The 24114-nt window shown below is 62.3% G+C and carries 17 protein-coding genes; 2 read left to right on the forward strand and 15 right to left on the reverse strand.

Going from position 1 to position 24114, the window contains the following annotated elements:
* Positions 1-31 precede the first annotated feature (31 nt).
* From dnaJ to AC1RMF_RS01125, 5 genes are all read right to left on the reverse strand, one after another.
* Positions 32-1168 (reverse strand): molecular chaperone DnaJ, encoded by a 1137-nt coding sequence (dnaJ, locus tag AC1RMF_RS01105; protein WP_342617993.1) that lies wholly within the window; start codon positions 1166-1168, stop codon positions 32-34.
* Between the two features lie 90 nt (positions 1169-1258).
* Positions 1259-3205 (reverse strand): molecular chaperone DnaK, encoded by a 1947-nt coding sequence (gene dnaK, locus AC1RMF_RS01110; RefSeq protein ID WP_493138891.1) that lies wholly within the window; start codon positions 3203-3205, stop codon positions 1259-1261.
* A 90-nt stretch (positions 3206-3295) separates the two neighbouring features.
* Positions 3296-3859 carry a nucleotide exchange factor GrpE gene (gene grpE, locus AC1RMF_RS01115; RefSeq protein ID WP_493138893.1) on the reverse strand — a complete coding sequence of 188 codons (564 nt, stop codon included), beginning with the start codon at positions 3857-3859 and terminating at the stop codon, positions 3296-3298.
* A gap of 117 nt (positions 3860-3976) precedes the next feature.
* Positions 3977-4330 carry an FKBP-type peptidyl-prolyl cis-trans isomerase gene (locus AC1RMF_RS01120; RefSeq protein WP_493138894.1) on the reverse strand — a complete coding sequence of 118 codons (354 nt, stop codon included), beginning with the start codon at positions 4328-4330 and terminating at the stop codon, positions 3977-3979.
* 115 nt (positions 4331-4445) lie between these two features.
* Complete coding sequence (locus AC1RMF_RS01125) at positions 4446-4757, reverse strand: winged helix-turn-helix transcriptional regulator (RefSeq protein ID WP_342617989.1); 312 nt, start codon at positions 4755-4757, stop codon at positions 4446-4448.
* 176 nt (positions 4758-4933) lie between these two features.
* On the opposite strand from AC1RMF_RS01125, the gene AC1RMF_RS01130 reads away from it, so the two are divergent.
* On the forward strand, positions 4934-5221 hold the full coding sequence (locus tag AC1RMF_RS01130) for a late competence development ComFB family protein (protein ID WP_342617988.1): 288 nt from the start codon (positions 4934-4936) through the stop codon (positions 5219-5221).
* A 15-nt stretch (positions 5222-5236) separates the two neighbouring features.
* Here the strand turns inward: AC1RMF_RS01130 and pabB are convergent, their stop codons facing one another.
* From pabB to AC1RMF_RS01180, 10 genes are all read right to left on the reverse strand, one after another.
* A complete protein-coding gene (gene pabB / locus AC1RMF_RS01135) occupies positions 5237-7120 on the reverse strand; it encodes an aminodeoxychorismate synthase component I (protein WP_493138897.1) in 1884 nt (627 codons plus the stop codon).
* Between the two features lie 78 nt (positions 7121-7198).
* A complete protein-coding gene (gene rpoD, locus AC1RMF_RS01140) occupies positions 7199-9487 on the reverse strand; it encodes an RNA polymerase sigma factor RpoD (RefSeq protein ID WP_493138899.1) in 2289 nt (762 codons plus the stop codon).
* Between the two features lie 213 nt (positions 9488-9700).
* On the reverse strand, positions 9701-11626 hold the full coding sequence (dnaG, locus tag AC1RMF_RS01145; RefSeq protein ID WP_493138901.1) for a DNA primase: 1926 nt from the start codon (positions 11624-11626) through the stop codon (positions 9701-9703).
* 16 nt (positions 11627-11642) lie between these two features.
* Positions 11643-13475, reverse strand: coding sequence for a gamma-glutamyltransferase family protein (locus AC1RMF_RS01150; protein ID WP_493138903.1), 1833 nt, complete (start codon positions 13473-13475; stop codon positions 11643-11645).
* A complete protein-coding gene (locus tag AC1RMF_RS01155) occupies positions 13472-14044 on the reverse strand; it encodes a peroxidase-related enzyme (protein WP_342617983.1) in 573 nt (190 codons plus the stop codon). The genes AC1RMF_RS01150 and AC1RMF_RS01155 overlap by 4 nt, the downstream gene beginning before the upstream one ends.
* 75 nt (positions 14045-14119) lie before the next feature.
* Complete coding sequence (locus AC1RMF_RS01160) at positions 14120-14341, reverse strand: SlyX family protein (protein WP_342617982.1); 222 nt, start codon at positions 14339-14341, stop codon at positions 14120-14122.
* A gap of 40 nt (positions 14342-14381) precedes the next feature.
* On the reverse strand, positions 14382-17273 hold the full coding sequence (locus tag AC1RMF_RS01165) for a sensor domain-containing protein (protein WP_493138906.1): 2892 nt from the start codon (positions 17271-17273) through the stop codon (positions 14382-14384).
* Positions 17274-17376: 103 nt separating this feature from the next.
* Positions 17377-20436, reverse strand: a complete 3060-nt coding sequence (locus tag AC1RMF_RS01170) for an efflux RND transporter permease subunit (protein WP_493138908.1) — start codon at positions 20434-20436, stop codon at positions 17377-17379.
* Between the two features lie 12 nt (positions 20437-20448).
* Positions 20449-21606 carry an efflux RND transporter periplasmic adaptor subunit gene (locus AC1RMF_RS01175; protein ID WP_493138910.1) on the reverse strand — a complete coding sequence of 386 codons (1158 nt, stop codon included), beginning with the start codon at positions 21604-21606 and terminating at the stop codon, positions 20449-20451.
* A 56-nt stretch (positions 21607-21662) separates the two neighbouring features.
* Positions 21663-23057: an efflux transporter outer membrane subunit gene (locus tag AC1RMF_RS01180; RefSeq protein WP_493138912.1), complete on the reverse strand. Its 1395-nt coding sequence runs from the start codon at positions 23055-23057 to the stop codon at positions 21663-21665.
* 105 nt (positions 23058-23162) lie between these two features.
* On the opposite strand from AC1RMF_RS01180, the gene AC1RMF_RS01185 reads away from it, so the two are divergent.
* Complete coding sequence (locus tag AC1RMF_RS01185) at positions 23163-24107, forward strand: AEC family transporter (RefSeq protein ID WP_342617977.1); 945 nt, start codon at positions 23163-23165, stop codon at positions 24105-24107.
* Positions 24108-24114 lie beyond the last annotated feature (7 nt).

Here is a 24114-nt window from a genome sequence, read left to right on the forward strand (position 1 = left end):
ACGGCATGGTTTGCCCAGCGACTGGGTCAGCTTAGCTGAAGAAACTCTTCAGGCGATCGGCCCAGGTGTCGCCCGAAGGAGAGTGCTTGCTGCCCCCCTTCTTGAACGACTCATCAAGCTCGCGCAACAGCTTGCGCTGGTGCTCGCTGAGCTTGACCGGCGTTTCCACCACGATGTGGCAGTAGAGGTCGCCGGGGTAGCTGGAGCGCACACCCTTGATGCCCTTGCCGCGCAGACGGAACTGCTTGCCGGTCTGGGTGCCTTCGGGAATGTCGATGGCAGCCTTGCCCGCCAGCGTGGGTACATCGATCTCGCCACCCAGGGCGGCAGTGATCATGCTGATGGGCACGGAGCAATGGATGTCGTCTCCATCACGCTCAAAGATGTCGTGCTTCTTGAGCCGGATCTCGATGTACAGATCGCCTGCGGGGCCGCCATTGGTGCCGGGTTCGCCATTGCCTGCGCTGCGGATGCGCATGCCTGCATCGATACCAGCGGGGATTTTGACTTCCAGCGTCTTCTGGCGCTTGATCTTGCCCTGGCCATGGCAGGCGGTGCAAGGTTCAGGAATGACCTTGCCATTGCCGCGGCAGGTAGGGCAGGTCTGTTGCACGCTGAAAAAACCCTGGCGCATCTGCACATTGCCGCTGCCGCCGCAGGTGCTGCAGGTCTTGACCTGGGTGCCGGGCTTGGCGCCGCTGCCCTTGCAGGTGTCGCAGTTGTCCCAACTGGGGATGCGGATCTGGGCGTCCTTGCCCTTGGCCGCTTCTTCCAGCGTGATTTCCATGGCGTAGCTCAGGTCGCTGCCACGGTAGACCTGACGGCCACCGCCGGCGCGACCGCGCTGCTGGCCGAACATGTCGCCAAAGATGTCGCCGAAGGCTTCGGCAAATCCGCCAAAGCCTTCCGCACCAGGACCGCCCGCACCGCGGTTGGGGTCCACACCGGCATGGCCATACTGGTCGTAGGCGGCGCGCTTCTGCGCGTCCGACAGCATTTCGTAGGCCTCTTTGGCCTCCTTGAATTTCTCTTCTGCGACTTTGGAGCTGTCACCCTGGTTGCGGTCCGGGTGGTACTTCATTGCCAGTTTGCGATAGGCCTTCTTGATGTCCTCTTCGCTGGCGTTCTTGGGTACGCCCAGAATTTCGTAAAAGTCTCGTTTGGCCATGTTCAGTTTGGGTCTGTTTACAACGAAGAAGCCGCGTTGAGCCACCCAAGGTGTTCAACGCGGCGCAGGGGGCGAAAAACGCCCGGGTGATTAGCCCTTCTTGACTTCCTTGACTTCGGCGTCCACCACATTGTCGTCCGCGGGCTTGGCGGAGGCTTGCGCGCTTTCGTGCGCAGCACCTTCCGTGCCACCGGCTTCGGCAGCCTGCTTGGCCTGCATGTCGGCGTACATCTTCTCGCCCAGCTTCTGGCTGGCAGCCATCAGCGCTTCACTCTTGGCCTTGATCGCGTCCTTGTCGTCGGACTTGAGCACGTCTTCCACTTCCTTGAGGGCGGCCTCGATCTTTTCCTTCTCACCGGCTTCGAGCTTGTCGCCGTACTCGCCCAGGCTCTTCTTGACGCTGTGGGCATTGGCTTCGGCTTCATTGCGGGCCTGCACCAGTTCCAGCTTCTTCTTATCGTCGGCAGCGTTCAGCTCGGCGTCTTTCACCATTTGTTGGATCTCAGCTTCGGTCAGACCGGAGTTGGCCTTGATGGTGATCTTGTTTTCCTTGCCGGTGCCCTTGTCCTTGGCGCCCACGTGCAGGATGCCGTTGGCGTCGATGTCGAACGACACTTCAATCTGCGGCACGCCACGGGCTGCTGGCGGAATGCCTTCCAGGTTGAACTCACCCAGCAGCTTGTTGGCAGAGGCGATCTCGCGCTCACCCTGGAACACCTTGATGGTCACGGCAGGCTGGTTGTCGTCCGCGGTGGAGAAGGTCTGTGCAAACTTGGTCGGGATGGTCGTGTTCTTGGTGATCATCTTGGTCATCACGCCGCCCAGGGTTTCGATACCCAGGGACAAAGGTGTCACGTCCAACAGCAGCACGTCCTTGCGGTCACCGGACAGCACCTGGCCTTGAATGGCAGCACCCACGGCGACGGCTTCATCGGGGTTCACGTCCTTGCGCGGCTCCTTGCCGAACAGTTCCTTGACCTTTTCCTGCACCTTGGGCATGCGGGTCATACCACCCACCAGAATCACGTCATGGATGTCGGCAGCGGACACGCCAGCGTCCTTCATGGCAGTGCGGCAGGGAGCGATGGTGCGCTCGATCAGTTCCTCGACCAGGCTTTCCAGCTTGGCGCGGGTGAGCTTGATGTTCAGGTGCTTAGGGCCGGAGGCATCGGCAGTCACATAGGGCAGGTTGATGTCGGTCTGTGCGCTGCTGGAGAGCTCGATCTTCGCCTTTTCGGCGGCTTCCTTCAGGCGTTGCAGGGCCAGCACGTCCTTGCTCAGGTCCACGCCTTGTTCTTTCTTGAACTCGCTGATGATGAAGTCGATGACGCGCTGGTCAAAGTCTTCGCCACCCAGGAATGTGTCGCCGTTGGTGGACAGCACTTCGAATTGCTTTTCTCCATCGACATCGGCGATTTCAATGATGGACACGTCAAAGGTACCGCCGCCCAGGTCATACACAGCGATCTTGCGGTCGCCCTTTTCATTTTTGTCCAGACCGAAGGCCAGTGCGGCTGCAGTCGGTTCATTGATGATGCGCTTGACATCCAGACCGGCGATGCGGCCAGCGTCTTTGGTGGCTTGGCGCTGGGCGTCGTTGAAGTAGGCCGGCACGGTGATCACGGCCTCGGTCACGGCTTCACCCAGGTAGTCTTCGGCAGTCTTCTTCATCTTGCGCAGAACGTCGGCGCTGACCTGCTGGGGCGCAAGACGGTTGCCGCGCACTTCCACCCAGGCGTCACCGTTGTCGGCAGCAGCAATCTTGTAGGGCATCAGGTCGATGTCCTTTTGCACTTCCTTTTCGGTGAACTTGCGGCCGATCAGGCGCTTGACTGCGTACAGCGTGTTCTTAGGGTTGGTCACGGCCTGGCGCTTGGCGGATGCACCGACCAGCACTTCGCCGTCTTCCTGGTAAGCAATGATGGAGGGCGTGGTACGCGCGCCTTCTGCGTTCTCGATCACTTTGGCCGTATTGCCTTCCATGATGGCAACGCAGCTGTTGGTGGTACCGAGGTCAATGCCGATGATTCTTCCCATGATTTACTCCTGATAATTCAAAAAATTCAGATGTGGATAACTTGTGGGCTACTTGTGTGCTTTCAAGCCCATTTGGTGGATTACTTGTGATTACTTGGGAGCTGCCACAGTGACCAGGGCAGGGCGCAGCACGCGGTCTGCGATGGAGTAGCCCTTTTGCAGCACGGTGACGACTGTGTTGGCTTCCTGCTCGGCAGGCACCATGCTGATGGCCTGGTGCTGATGCGGGTCAAATCGTGTGCCCGCGGCGGGGTTGATGGCCACCACCTTGTTGCGTTCCAGCGCGGCAACCAGCTGGCGCAAGGTGGCTTGGGCACCTTCGCGGATCTGTTCAACCGTTGCGTCCTTGATGATCAGACCGGCTTCCAGGCTGTCGGCAACCGGCAGCAGGCTTTCGGCAAAGCTTTCCACCGCGAACTTGCGCGCCTTGGAGATTTCGTCTTCAGCACGGCGGCGGGCGTTTTCTGCTTCTGCCTTGGCGCGCAGGAACTGGTCGGCCAGATCCGCACTTTTGGCCTGCAAGGTGGCCAGTTCGGCTTGCAGCTTGGGCAGGGCATCCGCTTCATGCGCATTCAGGGTGGCGATGAGCTCCTCGGCACTTTGCTGGTTTTGCGTGGATTCAGTGGGAGTGGGATTGGAAGTAGGTTCAGTCATGCTGGATGGGGTGCCGCAGTGGCTGCTAATAAAACGTTGCCCCGCACATGGGGGCAATCGGGAAGGTTTCAAGTACCCGCTAACACAAATTGCGTAGGCGGGAACGGGCCAGGGGAATCAGCCGATGACGTCCAGCAGTTCGACATCGAACTTGAGTGTGGCGTTGGGAGGAATCACGCCGCCCGCACCGCGTGCGCCATAGCCCAGGGCCGCCGGGATGATCAGGGTACGGGCGCCGCCCACCTTCATGCCAGCCACGCCTTCGTCCCAGCCACGGATGACCATGCCAGCACCCAGACCAAAGACAAAGGGGTCATTGCGGTCCTTGCTGGAGTCAAACTTGGCGCCTTGCACGCCGTCGTTGTAGAGCCAGCCGGTGTAGTGCACCTTGACGCGCTTGCCAGCGACCGCTTGCGTGCCGCTGCCCTCGACCGTGTCCAGATACTGAAGTCCGCTTGTAGTGGTTTGCATGAAGTTTCCTTGGGTTATGCGTGATGGCGCAGGGCACCAATCCTGCGCTCCTGATTCCGCAGCGCGGGCAAACCCGCAATTATGCCGCAAGGCCTCTGAGCCGGGCCCATGGGAATTACTTCACTTTCTTGGTCAGCCCGGCTGCCCAACGGGTGGCGAATGCAGGCAACTCAGCCAGTCTTTTGGCCAGATCGGAACCGGCCGGGGTCAGGCAGTAGCCTTCGCTGACATGGGTGACGAACCCCGCTTCGCGCAGTTCCTTGATACGGGTGTTCAGTGTGTTGGGGGTGATTCCGCCCACGCTGTCCTGCAGAAGCCGGAAGGTCTGTGCGTGCCCATCCCTCAGAGCCCAGATCACTCGCATGGCATAGCGGGATTCCAGCAAACCCAGCAACTGTCCCAGGGCCTGCGATTCTTTTGCACTCATGCACTCAACCTTCTTTTAGCAACGCGTTTTCTTGCCAGCTTATCGCAATTCAGGCCTTGCTACAAGATTCATAGCTAAGAGTCGGCCAAATGGTTGTCTTGCACTTGTCAGTGCCCTGGCGTGGTGCTAAGGTGTCCGGCAGTCAAAAGGCACATGGCCCGCAATGGAGAAAATAAATGGAATACAACTTTGATCAGGTCCACAACTATTACGAACGCCTGGTATTCGAGGAAGTCGCTGTTCGCGCGCAAAGCGAGGCATATAGCCACTTCACCCCTGACATGCTGGCCGATGTGGCATGCCTCTCTCTGAACCGGCTACCCGCCCGCTATGTGCGCCACGATGTGGACATGATGTTCTACCTCACCGAGCAGGAGCGCCATGCGATCGAGCAGTCGCTTGATGAGGTGCTGAAGTTCTCTTTCGGCTTTGTGCAGGAGCGCCTGGCCCGCTCGGCGCGCTGATCCGGCACTACTTACTCAAACCCGCTGCACATCTCCTGTTGCATCGCGCACCCACTGCGCGCGCTGCAGGCCGCGTAGCGCGCTGCAGACCATCAGGGCTTGCGCTGACAGTGCGTCCTGCAGGTGCAGCACTTTCTCGGTGATGTGGGGGCAGCGCTCCAGCATGCGTGTACGCATCACGCCTCTCAATACGCCGCTGGCCAGCGGCGGTGTGTACCACCGACCGTTGGATTGGATCAGCAGGTTGCTGCGTGCGCCTTCGCTCAACTCTCCCCGGGCATTGACAAAGATGGCGTCAAACGCGTCCAGCGCCACGGCCTTGCGGATGGCATCGTCATAGCCACTGCGCAAGGATGTCTTGTACATCAACAGGGCAGTCTCATGCGGTGGCAGCAGGGTGTCCGACAAGACCAGACGCGCCGGACCGAGGGCCAATGGCGGCAGCGCTGCATGTTGCACGGTCATGCTGCCATCGTGATACAGGTCAAGACGCATCCGGTATTGCTGCGTTGGATCCAGCGTGGCCAGCTTCTGCTGCAACACGGCGTCCATATCCCGCTCGTCGATGCGAAAGCCCAACGCCTGCGCGCTGCCCCGCAAACGGCGGCGATGGTGCTTGAGGTGGTGGATGCGGCCGTGGCTCACGCGCATGGTTTCAAACAAGGTGAAGCCCGGGTCCATGGCAGTGAGGAAGCGGGCCTTGGCCTGGGTTTCGGCAAATTCCGTGTGTGCGTCGGAGTCCAGCACCACACCACTTCCCACGCCTAGGGTGACAGGCCTGCGTCCGGCCTGTGCAGCGCCCAGCGCCAAGGTACGGATGGCAACCGACAGGCAGAAATCTCCCACTGCTGCACGCGTCTTGGGCGCATCTATCCAGCCGATGGCACCACAGTACAGACCGCGCGGCGAAGACTCCAGATCGGCAATCAGGTCCATGGTGTGCAGCTTGGGCGCCCCGGTGATGGAGCCGCAGGGAAACAGCGCGCGCAGCACCTCGGCAAACCCCACGCCATCACGCAAGGTGGAGGTCACCGTGGACGTCATCTGGTGCACGGTGGTGTAGGTTTCAATCGAAAAGAGATGTGGGACCCGGACCGAGCCTATCGATGAAATGCGCCCCAGGTCATTGCGCAGCAAGTCCACGATCATCACGTTCTCGGCGCGGTTCTTGGTGTCGTGCTGCAACCAACGGACCTGTTGCTGGTCGGCTTCGGCATCCTGCAGGCGCGCAGCGGTCCCCTTCATGGGGCGGGCGGTCAGTTGCCCGGCGTGGTGATGCAGAAACAGTTCCGGAGACGCGGAGATAACCCATTGGGCATCCTGATCAGTTCCACCATCCTTTGGCCCGGGCAGGCATGCCAGCGCGCCAAAGGCCACGGGTTGCATGGTGCGCAGGCGCCGGTACAGCGCCACAGGAGAACCATATTGCGACCCCCGCATGCGCAGGGTGTAGTTCACCTGGTAGGTCTCGCCACGGCTGATCAGGTCGCGAATGCGCGCGATGTCGTTCGCGAATTGCTCGGGCGTTACGCTGCTCTGCAGATCGCATACGCCTGCGGCGCCGGGCGCATTGCTGCCTTCGCGCTGCGCCAGCCACTGCGATACCGCATCCGCGCTGAGGTGCTGCAGAGAACGGAAAAGGAATACGCGCAACGCGCTGGTGTCATCCTGCGCGAGGGCAGCCAGTCCTGCTTGCTGGAGCTTGCTGCCCCATTCGTAGTCGATGAAGAGCGCCGCATGCAGGCCCGCTTGCTGGTCGGTCTGCACCAACTGCCAGAAGGCGTCCAGCGACTGCGCATCGGTGCAGCGGCGCTCGTGCACAAAGCCGCTGTACAGCCTGCTGGTGGGACTCTGCGCCGTGGCATCACAGTCGTCCAGCAGGACAAATACGTCATCCAAAGCAACTCCTCATCAGGGGAAAAGCCTCTGCGCCAGCGCAGAGGCGTCCCGGCGCAACACCGGGAACCGTAGCCCTGATTACAGCGTGTCGGTGAAGCTGCGCAGTTTGTCGGAGCGACTTGGGTGTTTCAATTTGCGCAACGCCTTGGCTTCGATCTGGCGAATGCGTTCGCGCGTCACGTCAAATTGCTTGCCCACTTCTTCCAGCGTGTGGTCGGATGTCATTTCGATGCCGAAGCGCATGCGCAGCACCTTCGCTTCGCGCGGCGTCAGGCTGTCCAGGATGTCCTTGACCACGTCGCGCAGACCGGCCTGCATGGCGGCTTCCATAGGCGCCGTGTTGGCGCTGTCTTCAATGAAGTCGCCCAGGTGGCTGTCGTCGTCGTCGCCGATCGGCGTTTCCATGGAGATCGGCTCCTTGGCGATCTTCATGATCTTGCGGATCTTGTCTTCCGGAATCTCCATCTTCTCGGCCAGCACGGAGGCATCGGGCTCAAAGCCGAATTCCTGCAGGTGCTGACGGCTGATGCGGTTCATCTTGTTGATGGTCTCGATCATGTGCACCGGAATACGGATGGTGCGTGCCTGGTCGGCAATGGAGCGGGTGATGGCCTGACGGATCCACCAGGTGGCGTAGGTCGAGAACTTATAGCCGCGGCGGTATTCGAACTTGTCCACCGCCTTCATTAGACCGATGTTGCCTTCCTGGATCAGGTCCAGGAACTGCAGGCCGCGGTTGGTGTATTTCTTGGCAATGGAAATCACGAGGCGCAGGTTGGCCTCGATCATTTCCTTCTTGGCCGCGCGCGAAGAGGCCTCGCCTTCGTTCATGCGCTTGTTGATGCCCTTGAGCTGGTCCAGCGGCACCACCACACGGGCCTGGATGTCGGCCAGCTTTTGCTGCAGATCCTGCACCGGCGGAATGTTGCGGCCCATGATGGAGCTCCAGGGCTTGCCGGCAGCGGCCTGTTTTTCGATCCACTTGAGGTTCAGCAGATTGGAAGGTGCCGGGTTGCCGTTCTTGTCGCGGCCACTGAACTCGGCAATGAAGTTTTCCTGCGGGTAGCCGCACTTGTCCACGATGATGCGGCGCAGTTCACGCTCTTTCTTGCGCACATCGTCCACCTGCCCACGCACCATGTCGCACAGCTTCTCGATGGCCTTGGCGGTGAAGCGGATGGTCATCAGCTCTTCGCTCAGCAGCTTCTGGGTCTTGACGTAGTTAGGCGTGCCGTAGCCTTCCTTGTCGTAGACCTTGTGTACTTTTTCGAACAGCTCGCGCAGGCGGTCAAAGCGTTCCAGCGCCTGCTTCTTGAGCTCTTCGAGCTTCTTGGTCAGCGCCTTGGAGCCGCCCTTGCCGTCGTCGTCGTCGGCTTCATCGAATTCGTCGAAGTCTTCTTCGGCCACATAGTCGTCGGCTTCGTTGGGGTTGGAGAAGCCGTCCACGATGGTGGTGATGACGACCTTGCCTTCACGGATTTCTTCGCCCAGGCGCAGAATCTCGGCGATGGTGGCGGGCGACGCACTGATCGCTTCCATCATGGCCATCAGGCCGCCTTCGATGCGCTTGGCGATTTCAATTTCGCCTTCGCGGGTCAGCAGCTCCACCGTGCCCATTTCGCGCATGTACATGCGCACCGGGTCGGTGGTGCGACCGAACTCGCTGTCCACGGTGGACAGGGCGGCTTCGGCCTCTTCTTCAGCTTCTTCCACCGTGGCGGCGGTGGACACATTGTTGTTGAGCAGCAGGGTTTCCGCGTCCGGCGTCTGTTCATACACTGCCACGCCCATGTCGTTCAACATGGAGATCACGACTTCCAGCGTTTCAGCGTCGATCAGCTTGTCGGGCAAGTGGTCGGAGATTTCGCCGTGGGTCAGGTAGCCGCGGGTTTTGCCCAGGGTAATCAGGGCCTTCAGGCGCGAGCGGCGCTTGGCCATGTCCTCTTCGGACAGCACGGTCTCGTCCAGACCGAATTCCTTCATCAAGGCGCGTTCCTTCGCCTTGCTGATCTTCATGCGCAGCGGCTTGACCTTTTCGCCGCTGGCAGCAGCAGCTTCCGGCTCACCGACCAGGTCCGCTTCAATGTCGGACATGTCCAGATCGTCGGCGTCACCACCCGACGCAGCGGCCGCCTTGGGCTTGCGTCCGCGCTTGGCTCCGGTTTTGGCAGGTGCGCTGGATTCCGCAGCCGCAGCCTTGGGAGGGCGACCCGGCTTCTTCTTGGTCAGTGTGTCTTCGGGTTCTGCGGCTTTGGAGGAGGCTTTGGATGCGGGCACGGAGCTGGCTTTCTTGTCGGTCTTGGCGGCTGACTTTGCGGCTGGTTTGGCAGTGGACTGAGCGGGCTTGGCTGATTTTTGAGCGGGCATGCGAAAACCTCAGGACAACAAAAACAATTTGGGCGAACAGAACAAACTTCAACCAGAAGCGCAAATGGGCCTCAGGTGGCAGGGATGGGAAGGAGATTCCCTTGGCAAGATGTGGGGGCGATCATTTGGGATGCAATCCTTGCGGAGAGGTGGCCTGTGTGAACGTGGTCTACTTTGGCCGGGCCCGGAGGTGTTGCTGTCGCTCTTGCCGAATCAACCGAGGATTATACCGTCGTTTTGGATTTTCTCGATAGCGGCAATGAGTTGTTTCTTGCGTGCATTGAGGACTTTGTAGCGCTCCAGGGCCTGCGGATCGGCCTTGGAGGCGGCAATGGCCTCCTGCTCCAGCAGGTTGAGGCGGTCTATCAGCATGCGGTTGAGCAGATCGCGCAACTCCGTACCGGATTCGCTGACCGGCTGCACCGGAATGGCCAGCTCGCCCATCAGCCGCAGAGCCAGGGGCTCGCAAGCGTGTCCGGCCAGACTCTCGCGCAGGGCTTCCCAGGGCAGGGCACCATGGTCATGCAACTGCGCTTCCAGCCAGGCCATCAGGGGGCCATGGGGTTCGGGCAATTCGCATAAAAGCCCGTGGTCCTCATTGCTGAGTACAGACCACAGTTCGGAGTGCCCCAAAAGAATGCGCGTTGCGTGGTCGGCCCGGCTGGTTGGAGCGGTGCGGGAGCCCGTTCGTCCGCCCGAGTAGCCGTAGTTGCCCCCGGAGCCGCCCTTGTTGTAGGGGCGCTTACCGGAGTTGCCAAAGCCCTGGCCCGGAGCAAAGCCGCTCTCTGTCTTGCGCCAGGTGTTGTTGCGCTGTTGCTGGGCTGGAGCTGCGGTGGGGTTCCACAACTCGGCCAGCTCTCGACCGGTGAGCTGCACCAAATCGGCGATCTCGCCCAGCAGCTGCATCTTGAGGGCGCCCTCGGGCATCAGGTTCCACAGCGGTTTGGCATTGCTGGACAGGTGTGCCCGGCCTTCCGCGCTGTTGAGGTCCAGGCCTTCGCGCGCCGATTCAATCAGGAAGCGGCTCAGGGGTGTGGCCTCCGACACATAGCGCGCAAAGGCCTCTTTGCCATGGGCGCGGATGAAGCTGTCCGGATCGTGCTCGGGCGGCAAAAACAGGAACTTGATGCTGCGCACGTCGGTGGCATAGGGCAGGGCGCCGTCCAGCGCCTTGCGCGCAGCCCGGCGGCCGGCGGCGTCGCCGTCAAAGCTGAACACCACAGCGTCAGTGAAACGGAACAGCTTTTGCACATGGTCGGTAGTGCAGGCCGTGCCCAGCGTGGCTACCGCATTGGGAAAGCCCAGTTGTGCCAGGGCCACCACGTCCATATAGCCTTCGGTCACCAGCACGTAGCCCTGGTCACGCAGGGCCGAACGGGCTTCGAACAGGCCATAGAGCTCGCGGCCCTTGCTGAACACAGGCGTTTCGGGTGAGTTCAGGTATTTGGGCTTTTCGTCACCCAGCACGCGCCCGCCAAAGCCTATGCACTCGCCCTTGATATTGCGGATGGGGAACATGACCCGGTCTCGGAAGCGGTCATAGCGCTTGTCTTCACCGCCGTCTTCCTCCACGTTGTGGATGACCAGTCCGCTTTCCACCAGCAGTGGATCGTCATAGTGCGGGAACACGCTGGCCAGGCTGCGCCAGCCCTCGGGCGCATAGCCCAGGCCGAACTGCTTGGCCACTTCGCCGGAGAGGCCGCGTCCCTTCAGGTAGGCAATGGCGCGGGGCGAATCCTTGAGGTGCTTGCGATAGGACTCCCCGGCCTTTTCCAGCACCGAGGTCAGCGTGTGCTGCTTTTCGCGCTGCTCCTGCGCGCGGGCACGGTCCTGGGGCGAGGCGTCATCTTCCGGGACCACCAAACCGTATTGCTGGGCCAGGTCGTGTACCGCTTCGATGAAGGTCATGCCGGCATGGTCCATCAGAAAGCTGATGGCGTTGCCATTCTTGCCGCAACCGAAGCAGTGGTAGAACTGCTTGGTGGGGCTGACCGAGAACGAGGGCGACTTCTCGCCGTGAAAGGGGCATAGCCCCATGAAGTTGGCGCCACCCTTCTTGAGTGGCACATAGCGGCCCACGATCTCCACGACGTCGGCGCGGGCAAGCAGTTCCTGGATAAAGGTTTGCGGGATGGCCATGGCTGTACTGTAGTGGCTAGTCGCCCAGGACTACGCCTTCGCGGCGGGGGTCGGCGCCGCCGAAGAAGCCGGTGGCCGTGCGGGTGATGGCCTGCAGGCCACTGGGCAGTGCGGTGGGCGTGACTACGTGTCCGCGTGCACGCAGGGCTTCCAGGGTGGTGGTGGGCATGCGCCCTTCTTCGACGTACAAGGGCCCGCCCAGGCTGCCGAAATTGGGCAGGTCAATGGCCTGCTGGGCGTTCAGGCCCCAATTCAGCGTGCCGATCAGCGTCTTGGCAGTGAAGTGGATGATCATCGCCCCGCCGGGGCTGCCTGCACTCATCACCACCTGACCGGTGTCCTTGTCAAAGACTAGCAGAGGCGACATCGACGAGCGTGGACGTTTGCCGGGCTCCACGCGGTTGGCAATGGGTTTGCCGTCGCTGCCTGCCGGTTCAAAACTGAAGTCGGTCAGCTGGTTGTTGAGCAGAAAGCCCCCAGCCAGCCCTTTGCCCCGGTTGACCAGCAGGCGCGCACCCCAGTTGCTCTCGATGGTGGTCGTCATGGCCAGCGCATTGCCGTAGCGGTCGAAGATGGAAATGTGCGAGGTGCCGTACTCCGGCTGATCCGGCATGGGCGCGTATGCCATGCGGATAGCCCCTTGCGCACCTTGAGCTTGCGGGGACAAGGCGGGCACGCCTGGCGATACGCTGGGCATGCGCATGCTGCCGGGCTGCAGGTTGATGGCCTTGGCGCGCGCAGCCAGGTAGTCGGGTGCCAGCAGACCACTCCACAGGGCGTCGGGCACCTTCACGAAAGCCGGGTCCCCTACGTACTGGGCGCGGTCGGCAAAAGCAAGTCGGGATGCCTCGGTGTACCGGTGCAGCCACTCGGGGCCGGGCAGGCCGTTTTCCAGCGGCAGTGCGTCCGCACCACTGGCCTGGAGCATGCCCAGGATCTGGCCTATGGCCAGCGTGCCGGAACTGGGCGCTGGCATGCCGCACACGGTGTACGTCTTTGAGGCCACGGCATGGTCAAAGCACAGCGGCGTGCGCACCTGGGCCTTGTAGCCGGCCATGTCCTGCAGGGTCAGTCCACCGGCATTGGCGTGCTGCTGCACTTTGTGCACGATGGCTTGGGCAATTTCGCCCGTCATCAAGGCGTCTGGCCCCTGCTCGGCGATGGCCTGCAAAATGGCGGCCAGCTCGGGATTGCGCAGTACATGGCCCACGGCGAGCGGCTTGCCCTCTGCATCGAAGTAGAAGTGGCGCGCGTCCGGATCCAGCTGCAAAGAGGTGTCGCCGGAAAGCAGCGTGGCCATGCGTGGACTGATGGCAAAGCCCTCAGTGGCTAGACGTATGGCTGGCGCAAACAAATCTTTCCAAGGCAGCCTGCCATGGTCCTTGTGCGCCAGCTGCAGCATGCGCAATACGCCTGGCACACCGACCGAGCGCCCGCCCACGATGGCATCCTTGAATTCCATGGGCTTGCCCTGTGCATCCAGAAAGAGCTCCGGCGTGGCAGCGGCTGGCGCTGTTTCACGTCCGTCGTAGGCCTGGATGCCGTCGCGGTTGGCATGCATCAAAAAGGCGCCACCGCCTATGCCACTGGACTGCGGCTCCACCAAGTTCAGGACCATCTGGATGGCGATGGCCGCATCCACAGCCGTGCCGCCCACTTGCAGGATGTGTTGCCCGGCCTGGGTTGCCAAGGGATTGGCTGCTGCTATTGCGTAGGTCCGGGTGGCACGGCCCTCCTTGGGCGTAAAGCCACTGGCGCCTTCTGGCTGCACCAGCGGCTGCGCCAGCGCGGCAACGCCAAGCCCCAGCAGCGCGCACCAGCCGAGGGCGGTGCACACACGGTGCTTCATGTTTTGGCCCTGGGCACGCGACCCAACAGGTAGAACTCCGGATTGGGCATCATGCCGGTGACACTGGCCACGCGATTGGACAGACCAAAGAAAGCGGTGATGCCGGTGATGTCCCAGATGTCTTCATCATTGAAACCATGGGCCTGTAGCGCTTCAAAGTCGGCTTCGTCCACGGCATGGCTTTGGTTGCAGACCTTCATGGCAAAGTCCAGCATGGCACGCTGGCGCGGGGTGATGTCGGCCTTGCGGTAGTTCACCGCGACCTGGTCGGCAACCAGGGGCTTTTTCTCGTAAATGCGCAGCAGGGCACCGTGGGCCACCACGCAATACAGGCACTGGTTGGCCGCACTGGTGGCGGTGACGATCATTTCGCGGTCGCCCTTGGTGAGGCCGGAGTCTTCGCGCAGCATCAGCGCATCATGGTAGGCAAAGAAGGCACGCCACTCGGCAGGGCGGCGCGCCAGCGCGAGGAACACATTGGGGACAAAGCCGGATTTTTCCTGCACCTCCAGAATTTTGGTCTGGATGTCCTGGGGCAGGGTATTGAGGTCTGGCAGTGGAAAGCGCATGGCAAGACTCCTTGGGGGGTGGCTTGGGTAGGTGGGGAGCAGGGCAGTCAACGTGCCCAGCTACCGGACCATGGATCAGTAGTGGGGTGGCAGCTCGTCGCGCAATGTGCGCGCCTGGCCGCCTTCGGCGGTACTGGCCGAGAGTTCGCGCAGATCACGCACCTGTGCAACCAGGGCGTCGATGGTCTGTTGCTGGCGGATGATGATCTGGTCGAGCTTGTCAATCACATCCTCGGCAAAGCTGGCCTTGATTTCCAGCGCTTCCAGGCGGCGTTCGATGTCATTGGTGTGGGTCATGGCATGGATTGGAACAGAAGACCGGGTGCGTGCACCCGGGTCACATGATCTTGACCAGCGTCTCCAGCTCATCTGGACTGACCGGTCGGGCAAACAGATAGCCCTGGCCGTAGTCGCAACCCGCTTCCAGCAGCAATTGGCGCTGCTGTTCGGTTTCCACGCCTTCGGCAATCACCTTCATGCCCAGCGCATGGGCCATCACGATGATGGCCTTGCACAGGGCCAGATCGGTGGAATCCGGAATCAGGTGGCGCACGAAAGACTGGTCGATCTTGATGTAGTCGATGTCAAATTTCTGCAGGTACGCCAGGGACGAATAGCCCGTGCCAAAGTCGTCCAGCGATACCTTGATGCCGGCATCGCCAAAGGCCAGCAACTGCTCGCCCACGACCTCGCTGGTGTCGAGCAACAGACCTTCGGTGATTTCCACCACCAGGGCTTCGCCCGGCAAACCCATGGCCTGCATCTGCATGCCCCAGGGCGCCTGTCCGGTGTCAACATGGCGGAACTGCACCGGTGAGCGGTTGACGCTGATCTGGAAGTCGGGATGCAGGGTCTTGCGCCATTTCTGCACCTGGGCTGCGGCCTGCTGGAACACCCAGTCACCGATGTCCACGATGAGCCCGCTGGATTCGGCGATCGGAATGAATGCCGCCGGGCTCACCATGCCGCGCTTGGGGTGCTGCCAGCGGATCAGGGCTTCGGCCTTGCGGATGACACCGGTGCCCAGCTCAATGATGGGCTGGTACAGCACGCGGAACTGGCCGTCGTTGAGCGCGGTGCGCAAATCGCTGGCCAGCCGTACCCGGGTCTGTGCGGCTTCCTGCAGGGCCGGCGTGAAGAAGCTGAAACGGTTGCGCCCCTCGCCCTTGGCCACGTAGAGCGCCTGGTCGGCATTTTTGAGCAGATCCTCGATTTCGGTGGCGTCCAGCGGATACATCGTGATGCCGATGCTGGCGGATACAAAGACCTGCTCATCACCAATCTGGAACAGGGCGTCCATGGAGCGCAGGATCTTCTGCAGCAGCGGCTCCAGATGGTTGGTGTTGGAGATGTCGGTCAGGATGATGGTGAACTCGTCACCGCCCATGCGGGCTACGGTGTCGGAGTCGCGTACACAATGCTTGAGTCGCGTGGCTGCCTCCACCAGCAACTGGTCGCCGCTGTCATGGCCCAGGGTGTCATTGACTTCCTTGAAATGGTCCAGATCGATGAACAGGATGGCCAGCTGCAGACCGTCGCGGCGGCAGCGCTTGATTTCCTGTTCCAGACGGTAGCGCAGCATGCGCCGGTTGGGCAGACCGGTGAGGGTGTCAAAAAAGGCCTGCTGGCGGATCAGCGCCTCTGCGTTCTTGCGCTCGGTAATGTCGGTGTGGGTGCCAATCATGCGCAGTGGGCGTCCGTCAGCGTCACGGCTGATCACCATGCCGCGGCTCAATACCCACTTCCAGGTGCCGTCCTTGCAGAGCACCCGGTGCTCATTGTGGTAGGTCGGGGCTTGTCCGCTGAAATGGGCTTCCCGGTCCAGCTCCATCTGTTCCAGGTCGTCCGGATGGGTGCGTCGGTCCAGTTCCTCGGCGGTATTGCCCAGCTCGCCTTCGACAAAACCGTACATCTCGATCAGTCGCTTGGAGAAGTATTCGATTCCGGTGGAGATGTGCCAGTCCCAGACGCCGTCGCCCGTGCTCTCCAGTGCCAGTTTCCAGCGGTTTTCCGTGTCCAGCAAGGCAGCCTGGGCGACCTTGGCTTCGGTGATGTTCTGTATCACCGAGGTGCGCAGCACCAACTTTCCCTCAACCTTTTTCGAGGTGCCCACAGAATGGAGCCAGATGCGTCGACCCTTGGTCGTAATGGCCTGCAACTCCAGGTCATGGGACTGCTTGTCGCCGTAATAAGACTCGCGTAGCAAGGCGACTGACTCCGGCAGGAAGAAACGCTCCACCGTCCCCATGGCCGTAGTGGGCGTGTATTCCTGGGCCGAGGTTTCGAATATGCGATAGACGCCCTCGGTCCAGTACACGTGATCGGCCACCAGATCCACTTCCCAGCCACCCACCTGGGCCAGCGACTGCATGGAAGCCAGCAGCTTGTCCAGCCGCAGGCGGTCACTTTTTGCCTGCACGTAGTCGGAAACGTCTGTAAAAGTTCGCACCATGCCGCCGTCGGGCAATAGTTGCGACTTGACTTCCAGGGTGCGACCCTGGGTTGTCACGCGCAGATATTGCGAGGGCAGGGCTGCTTCTCCACCACTGGCAACATAGCTGCGGGCGTGGTCATCCACCAACTCCAGCCTGGGGCCGAAATCGCCGCGGTCCATCTGCCTTTGGTTCATCTCCTTGAGCGTGGGCTGCGTGCTAAGGAATTCCGCGTCCAGGTTCAGGAGCTCGCACGCCCGCGCGTTGAAGGAACTCAGCTGCATCTGTCCATTGAAGACAAAAATGCCCTGGCTGATGCTTGAGAGCGTGTCGCGCAGGAGGTTGGACCGCTTCAGCAGCTCGGCTTCCACCGCCTTGCGGTCGGTGATGTCGGTATGGGTGCCGATGATTCGCAACGGTTGACCCTCCGGATCACGCTGCACCACCATCCCGCGCGTCACGATCCAGCGCCAGCTTCCGTCCTTGTGGCGCATGCGCATGTCCAAGGTGTAGACAGGCGTCTTGCCATCCAGATAATTCCGGAAGGTCTGTTGCATCAGCGCTACATCGTCGGGATGCACCAACCTCACAAAGGCTTCGAAGTTGGGCTTTACTTCCCCAACTTCATAACCCAGAATTTCTTGCCACCGGGCCGAGAAGGACTGCTCGCCGGTTGCCATGTTGTAGTCCCATACACCCAGGCCCGAACCTTCCAGTGCCAGCTTCCAGGGGTTGTCCTCCTCGGAAAAAGGCTTGGAATTGCTCCAGTGTTCGGTGGCTGAATGGTCGCTTGGCATCTCGGATTCGTATCGGCACGCAGGTTGGGCACACCTGCTTCCCCACTCGCCTGTTGGCGCTCAGATGCAAGCTCCGTCCCCCGCTTTAACTCTCAACCGCATATTACTTGCTTGGCCGTGCAAATTTGCGCGTCGTCCATTGCCCAAGGTCATCCACGTAGGTAAATACCGCAGGGATCACCAGAAGGCTCAGGAAGGTGGAAGTGATTAGGCCGCCGATCACCGCAATGGCCATGGGCGCCCGGAAGCTGGTATCGGCTGCACCCAGCCCGATGGCAATGGGCATCATGCCCGCACCCATGGCCAGCGTGGTCATGATGATGGGGCGGGCCCGCTTGCGGCAGGCGTCCAGCAGCGCATCCCAACGGCTCATGCCGTGCTCGCGGCGCGCCAGGATGGCGTACTCCACCAGCAGGATGGAGTTCTTGGTAGCCACGCCCATGAGCATGATCAGCCCGATGAGGGACGGCATGGAGAAGCTCTTGTCCGCCAGCAGCAGCCCCACGAAGGCGCCGCCCAGCGACAGGGGCAGGGCAAACAGGATGGTCACCGGGTGCAGCAGGCTCTTGAACAGCAGCACCAGCACGATGTAGATGCACAGCACGCCGGTGAGCATGGCCAAGCCGAAGCTGGCAAACAGCTCGCCCATGACCTCGGCATCACCCACCTCGCGCACCGCCACGCCAGGCGGCAGGTTGCGGATGGAGGGCAGGTTCTGCACGGCAGCCGCCACCTCGCCCAGGGGCAGGCCGGAGAGTTCCACGTCGAAGTTGATGTTGCGCGAGCGGTCATAGCGGTCAATCACAGCCGGGCCACCGGCCACCTCCAGCGTGGCCACTTGGCTGAGCATCACCGGACCGCGTACACCCGGCACGCTCAGGCGACCCAGCAAATCCAGGTCGCTGCGCGCCGCACTGTCGAGCTTGACCACGATGGGAATCTGCCGCTGGCTCAGATTGAGTTTGGGCAGGGCCGCGTCATAGTCGCCCAGCGTGGCGATGCGCAGGGTCTCGCCAATGGCGGAGCTGGTCACACCCAGGTCGGCGGCACGGGCAAAGTCGGGCCGTACCGCAATTTCGGGCCGGACCAGGCTGGCGCTGGAGGCAATGTTGCCCAGGCCCTGGATGGTGCGCAAATCCTTCTCCACCGCCAGTGCGGCCGAGGTGAGGGTGGCTGGGTCTTCACCACTGAGTACCAGCACATATTTCTCACCCGAGCCACCCAGCCCCACCTTGCTGCGGATGCCCGGTATGGGCTCCAGCGCATTGCGGATTTCCTGCTCTATGCCTTGTTTGCGGGGCCGCTCATGGCGCGGATCGAGCTGGATGGTGAGCGTGGCCTTGCGCACCTCGGCTGCACCATCCGACGCAAAGGGGTCCGTGCCGGCGGTACCGCCGCCAATGGTGGTGTACACGCTCTTGACGTGGTGGATCTTCATCAGCCGCAACCGCGCATCTTCTGCCACGGCCTTGGTCTCGGCGAGGGTGGAGCCCGGTGGGAGTTCCAGAAAGGCCTGGGTTTGCGAGTTGTCATCCGGCGGGATGAAGCCCTTGGGCAACAGCGGAATCAGCATCAGCGACCCCACGAAGAAGGCCAGGGCTGCCAGCGCCGTGGTGAAGCGGTGCTTCACGCACCAGGCGGCCCAGCGCATGTAGACGCGCATCCAGCGGGGTTCCGCATGCTCGGTGACGATGGGCTTGAGGATGTAGGCGGCCATCATGGGGGTGAGCACCCGGGCCACCAGCAAGGACGCTGCGACCGCCAGCGAAGCCGTCCAGCCGAACTGCTTGAAGAACTTGCCGGGAATGCCCGCCATGAAGGCTGTAGGCAGAAACACGGCGATCAAGGTGAAGGTGGTGGCAATCACCGCCAGCCCGATTTCATCTGCGGCTTCCATGGCCGCCTGGTAGGGTGTCTTGCCCATGCGCAGATGGCGCACGATGTTCTCCACTTCCACGATGGCGTCGTCCACCAGAATCCCGATCACCAGCGACAGGGCCAGCAGCGTCACCACATTGATGGTGAAGCCCAGATAGTGCATGCCGATGAAGGCCGGGATGGCTGACAGTGGCAAGGCCACGGCCGACACAAAGGTGGCGCGCCAGTCGCGCAGGAATAGCCAGACCACCAGCACCGCCAGCACCGCGCCTTCGTACAGCAGGTGCATGGAGCCGTCGTATTCCTCCTGCACCGGGGTCACGAAGTCGAACGCCTCGGTGATCTGGATGTCGGGGTGCTGTTTGCGCAGCTCGTCCAGGGCGCTGCGCACGGCGGCTCCCACTTCCACTTCACTGGCGCCTTTGCTGCGTGCCACCTCGAACCCCACCACCGGCTTGCCATCCAGCAGCGCGGCAGCGCGCGGCTCGGCAACCGTGTCACGGATGGTGGCGACCTGGTCCAGGCGGATGCGGCGGCCATCGCTGAGCGCAAACTCCATGGCGTTGAGTTCCTGCGCCGAGGCCACGGTGGCCAGTGTGCGCATGGGCTGCTCCGCGCCGCCCAGATCGGCACGGCCACCGGCCGATTCCTGCTGCATCTGCTTGAGCTGGCGCGAGATGTCTGCCGCCGTTGCACCCAGTGCCTGCAGCTTGGCAGGGTCCAGTGCCACCTCCACCTGGCGATTCACGCCGCCGACACGGTTGATGGCGCCCACACCGCGCACCGACAGCAGTTTGCGGGTGATGGCGTTGTCCACAAACCAGCTCAGCGCCTCATCATCCATCTGGGTGGAGCCAATGGTGTATGCCAGCACCGGCGAGCCTGCCAGATTGATCTTGCTGATGGCCGGGTCCCGCAGGTCGGCCGGCAGGTCGGCGCGCACCTGCGCCACGGCAGAGCGCACATCGTCCACCGCTTCCTGGCCCGGCTTTTCCAGGCGGAATTCGGCGGTGACGGTGACGCCACCATCCTGCACCTTGGTGTAGATATGTTTGAGCCCCTGCAGGCTGGCGATGGAATTCTCTATCTTGCGCGCCACCTCGGTTTCCAGCTGCGCCGGTGCGGCACCGGGCAGGGATGCGCTCACCACCACGGTGGGCAGATCCAGGTCCGGAAAGTTCTGCACCTTCATGGCGTTGAAGGACAGCAGACCGGCAAAGGTGAGCATGACAAACAGCATCACGCCCGCTACCGGGTTCTTGATCGACCAGGCCGATACATTCATGGCGTGGTCCTCTTACTTGCCGGCAGCCGCAGCTGCCTTGCCATCGGCCACCGTGCCAATGCGCACGGTATCGCCATCGTTCAGGAATCCGGCACCGGCCACGGCGATGGTGGCATCGGCCTGCAGGCCCTTGAGCACCTCCACCTGGTCACCCAGGCGGCGTCCGATCTCCACTTTCTGCTGTGCCACCTTGTTGTTGGCACCCAGGGTGAACACATAGTTGAAGCCGTCGCGCACGACCACCGACTGCTGGGGAATCGTCAGCCCGGTCGAGTTGCCCAGAGCAAACTCGCCCTTGGCAAACATGCCGGCCTTGACGCCGGCTTGGGTAGGGCTGGCGGCCAGATCCACGTAGACCAGAGCGGCGCGGGTCTGTGTGTCCACGGTGGGCGCCACCATGCGCACCTTGCCTTTGACCTGCGTGCCGCTGGCCGTGGTGACCTGCACGGCGCTGCCAACCTGGACGCGGCCCAGTTCGGCAGCGGTTACTTCGGCGCGCCACTCCAGGCGTCCCTGGCGTATCAGGCGGAACATCTCCGTGCCGGTACCCAGCACCGCACCGACCGTGGCGCTGCGCGCCGAAATCACGCCGCTGTCCGGTGCCAATACCTGTGCGTGCTGCAGGCGCAGCAGTTGCGAGTCCAATTGCGCCTTGGCAGAGTCCACACGGGCCTTGGCCGATAGCTCAGCAGTGAGGTATTGGTTGACCTGCTGATCGCTCAGTGCGCCGCTGCCTTTTACGGCGCGGGCACGCTCGGCGTTGGCTGCCGCTTCGGCGGCGTTGGCGCTGGCTTCGGCCAACGCGGCGCGCGCCAGGGCCACATCGGCCTGCACGCTCTCGGCGGCAAAGGTGGCCAGCACCTGGCCGCGGCGCACGCTGTCGCCAATGTTGGCGTGCAGCTCCTGCACCCGCAATCCGCCGGTCTCGGCGCCAATGCTGGCCTCCTGCCAGGCGGCAATGTTGCCGTTGGCGCTCAGCTTGATGGGCAGGTTGGCGGATGCGGCCTTGGTCACACTCACGGTCAATGCGGCCTTGGCCGGTGCCGCAGCGGCGGGTGCATCCACCGCGTGGGCGTGGGTTGTGGCCAGCAACAGTGCGGACAGGCCCAGCATGCTGGTGACAGACAGGAGCAGGCCGAGGGAAACAGGGCGCAGGGTGAAGCGTTTCATGGTGTTGTAGGTTTCAGGCTATTGGGGTTGTTATGGCGTTGAAAGGTGTGATTGGCTCAAGGTGTGTTGGCGTCCCAGCCGCCGCCCAAAGCGCGGTACAGGGCGACCCAGGCGCGGTTGCGTTCCAGCAGCAGATTGAGCTGGGTGGACTTGGCCGCCAGCGCTGTGCGGCGCGCGTCCTCCAGCTCCACCAGGCTGGCAAAGCCCTGCCGGTAGCGCTGCTCGGTGGCTTGGAGCGATTCGCCATACCCTTGCGCAGACACCTCGGTGTCGGCGCTGCGGGCATCGGTGCTCTGCAGGTTGACCAGGGCCTCTTCCACTTCGCGCACGGCCTGGCGCACCTTGCCCTGGTAGGTCACCACCGAGGTGGCATAGGCGGCTTCGGCGGACTGCACGGCGGCGGCGCGTTTGCCGTTGTCAAACAATGGCAGGTTCAGTGCCAGGGGGCCGAAAGACCAGGTATTGAGATCCTGGTCCGCGTCATTGGCACTGAAGCGCAGCGCCCCGATGGAGCCGTTCAATGTCAGGCGCGGCAGGCGCTGGGCCTTGGCGCTGCCCACCTGGGCAGCGGCCACGGCCACATCGCGCTCGGCACTGAACACGTCCGGCCGTTGTGCGATGGTCTGTGCGGGAACATGCGTCACCGCCAGTGGTTTGGCGTGCAGCGGCTGCGCCAGCGCCGCTTGCAGCCGGGGCTGCAAATCGGCCTCGGCCAGACCGGTGAGCGCCACCATCGCCTTGGTATTCAGCGCACACTGGGTGGACTGCTGCACCACGCGGTTGTTGGCTTCCGCAGCGCTTGCGCGTGCCAGTGCGGCCTGGGCCGGCGCAGTGAATCCGGCCTTGGCATTGATATCTGCCAGCCGCGCGGTCTGGGCACGCGAGGCCGCATCCGCGCGGGTCACCTCCAGCAACTGCATGCAGGTGGAAAGGTCGTAATACAGATTGGCCACATCGGCGGCAACCGACACGCGGGCGTCGTGCCACTGGGCCTTGCTGCCATCCACCTGGGCCTGTGCCGCGTTGTTCACGGCCTTGTTGGCCCCGACCAGATCGACCTCCCAGGCTGCTTGCAGACCCAGCGTCTGGGTCGTTCCCATGGGAACGCCGATTTGGGTGACGCCTCGGCTGGCGCTGTACTGTGCGCTGACCTCGGGCACCAGTGCGGAAGCTGCCGCAGCCTGGTTGGCGCGGGCGGCCTCCATGCGTGCCAGGGCTTGCGAGACCGACGGGCTCACGCCTTGTGCCGCGTTGATCAGCTCCACCAGCAGCGGGTCTCCCTGCTGTTGCCACCACTGGGCCAATGCCACCACGTTGCCCTCATGCGGCAAGGGAGCCTGCCACTGATCGGCCACGGTGGCGGGTACCTGCGAGGGGGGGATCAGGCTGGAACATGCAGCCAATGTGAGCGTAGCTGCCAGGATGGTTAGGCGAAGAATGGGCGGATTCATGGTGGCGATTTTGCAGTGGTTTGCAATTTGGCATATCAGGTATGCAGGCAGCGAAGGATAGCGGCACGTACACTGCCCCCCAATTTCCTCGCAAACGCCCGGCCCATGCTCGATATCCTGTCCATCACCAGTCCGATCTACTTCATCATCGGCTTGGGATTTGGCCTAACAAAAGTGGGGTTGTTTTCCAAGCTGGACATGCGGGTGTTTGGCAAGTTTGTGCTCAATCTGGCCCTGCCTGCGCTGGTGTTCAAGGCGCTGTCGCAGCGGCAGTTTTCCGAAGTGTTCAACAGCAGCTATCTGCTGGCCTACATGGTGGGCACCTTGCTGGTGCTGGGCGTTGGCTATTCCTGGACGCGGTATGCGACGCGCCAATCGCCGCTGACCAGCACCTTCTACGCCATGGGCATGGGGTGCTCCAACAGCGGCTTCGTGGGCTACCCCATCCTGCTGCTGACGCTGGCACCGGTGGCCGGCGTGGTGCTGGCACTCAACATGCTGGTGGAGAACCTAGTCATCCTGCCGCTGCTGCTGGTATTGGCCGAACGCGGCAAGGGCAGTGGCCACGCGGGCAAGGCGTTGGCCCAGTCGCTGGTCAAGGTCGCCAAGACGCCCTTGATCGTGGGATTGCTGGCCGGGCTGGCCATCTCTATCTCGGGCTGGAAATTGCCAGCACCGGTGACACAGACCGTGACGCTGTTTTCCAATGCCAGCGGTGCCCTGTCGCTGTTCGTGATTGGTGGTGCGCTGGTGGGCTTGCCACTGGCCGGCATGGGGCAACGGGTATGGCCCATCGTGCTGGGCAAGCTGGTGCTGCATCCGCTGATGGTCTTGCTGTGCATTCTGGCCTTGCCGTATCTGGGGCTGGCAGCGTTGGACCCGTCACTCAGGACCGGTGCGCTGCTGCTGGCCGCCATGCCGATGATGGGCATCTACCCCACACTGGCACAGGCCTACGGGCAGGAAGACTTTGCCGCAGCGGCCACATTGGCTGCCACCGTGCTCTCGTTTTTCTCCATCAGCGCCTTGCTGTGGGTGCTGCAACACTGACTGTGAT

This window comes from Rhodoferax sp. GW822-FHT04A08, assembly GCF_058801025.1.

Coding starts and splice junctions, on each gene's coding strand:
- AC1RMF_RS01150 (WP_493138903.1), bottom strand. CDS start 13,475: ATGAAGCACCGTGTGTGCACCGCCCTCGGCTGGTGCGCGCTGCTGGGG.
- AC1RMF_RS01160 (WP_342617982.1), bottom strand. CDS start 14,341: ATGACCCACACCAATGACATCGAACGCCGCCTGGAAGCGCTGGAAATC.
- AC1RMF_RS01165 (WP_493138906.1), bottom strand. CDS start 17,273: ATGCCAAGCGACCATTCAGCCACCGAACACTGGAGCAATTCCAAGCCT.
- dnaJ (WP_342617993.1), bottom strand. CDS start 1,168: ATGGCCAAACGAGACTTTTACGAAATTCTGGGCGTACCCAAGAACGCC.
- dnaK (WP_493138891.1), bottom strand. CDS start 3,205: ATGGGAAGAATCATCGGCATTGACCTCGGTACCACCAACAGCTGCGTT.
- AC1RMF_RS01180 (WP_493138912.1), bottom strand. CDS start 23,057: ATGAATCCGCCCATTCTTCGCCTAACCATCCTGGCAGCTACGCTCACA.
- AC1RMF_RS01120 (WP_493138894.1), bottom strand. CDS start 4,330: ATGCAAACCACTACAAGCGGACTTCAGTATCTGGACACGGTCGAGGGC.
- AC1RMF_RS01170 (WP_493138908.1), bottom strand. CDS start 20,436: ATGAATGTATCGGCCTGGTCGATCAAGAACCCGGTAGCGGGCGTGATG.
- AC1RMF_RS01175 (WP_493138910.1), bottom strand. CDS start 21,606: ATGAAACGCTTCACCCTGCGCCCTGTTTCCCTCGGCCTGCTCCTGTCT.
- rpoD (WP_493138899.1), bottom strand. CDS start 9,487: ATGCCCGCTCAAAAATCAGCCAAGCCCGCTCAGTCCACTGCCAAACCA.
- AC1RMF_RS01155 (WP_342617983.1), bottom strand. CDS start 14,044: ATGCGCTTTCCACTGCCAGACCTCAATACCCTGCCCCAGGACATCCAG.
- AC1RMF_RS01185 (WP_342617977.1), top strand. CDS start 23,163: ATGCTCGATATCCTGTCCATCACCAGTCCGATCTACTTCATCATCGGC.
- dnaG (WP_493138901.1), bottom strand. CDS start 11,626: ATGGCCATCCCGCAAACCTTTATCCAGGAACTGCTTGCCCGCGCCGAC.
- AC1RMF_RS01130 (WP_342617988.1), top strand. CDS start 4,934: ATGGAATACAACTTTGATCAGGTCCACAACTATTACGAACGCCTGGTA.
- grpE (WP_493138893.1), bottom strand. CDS start 3,859: ATGACTGAACCTACTTCCAATCCCACTCCCACTGAATCCACGCAAAAC.
- AC1RMF_RS01125 (WP_342617989.1), bottom strand. CDS start 4,757: ATGAGTGCAAAAGAATCGCAGGCCCTGGGACAGTTGCTGGGTTTGCTG.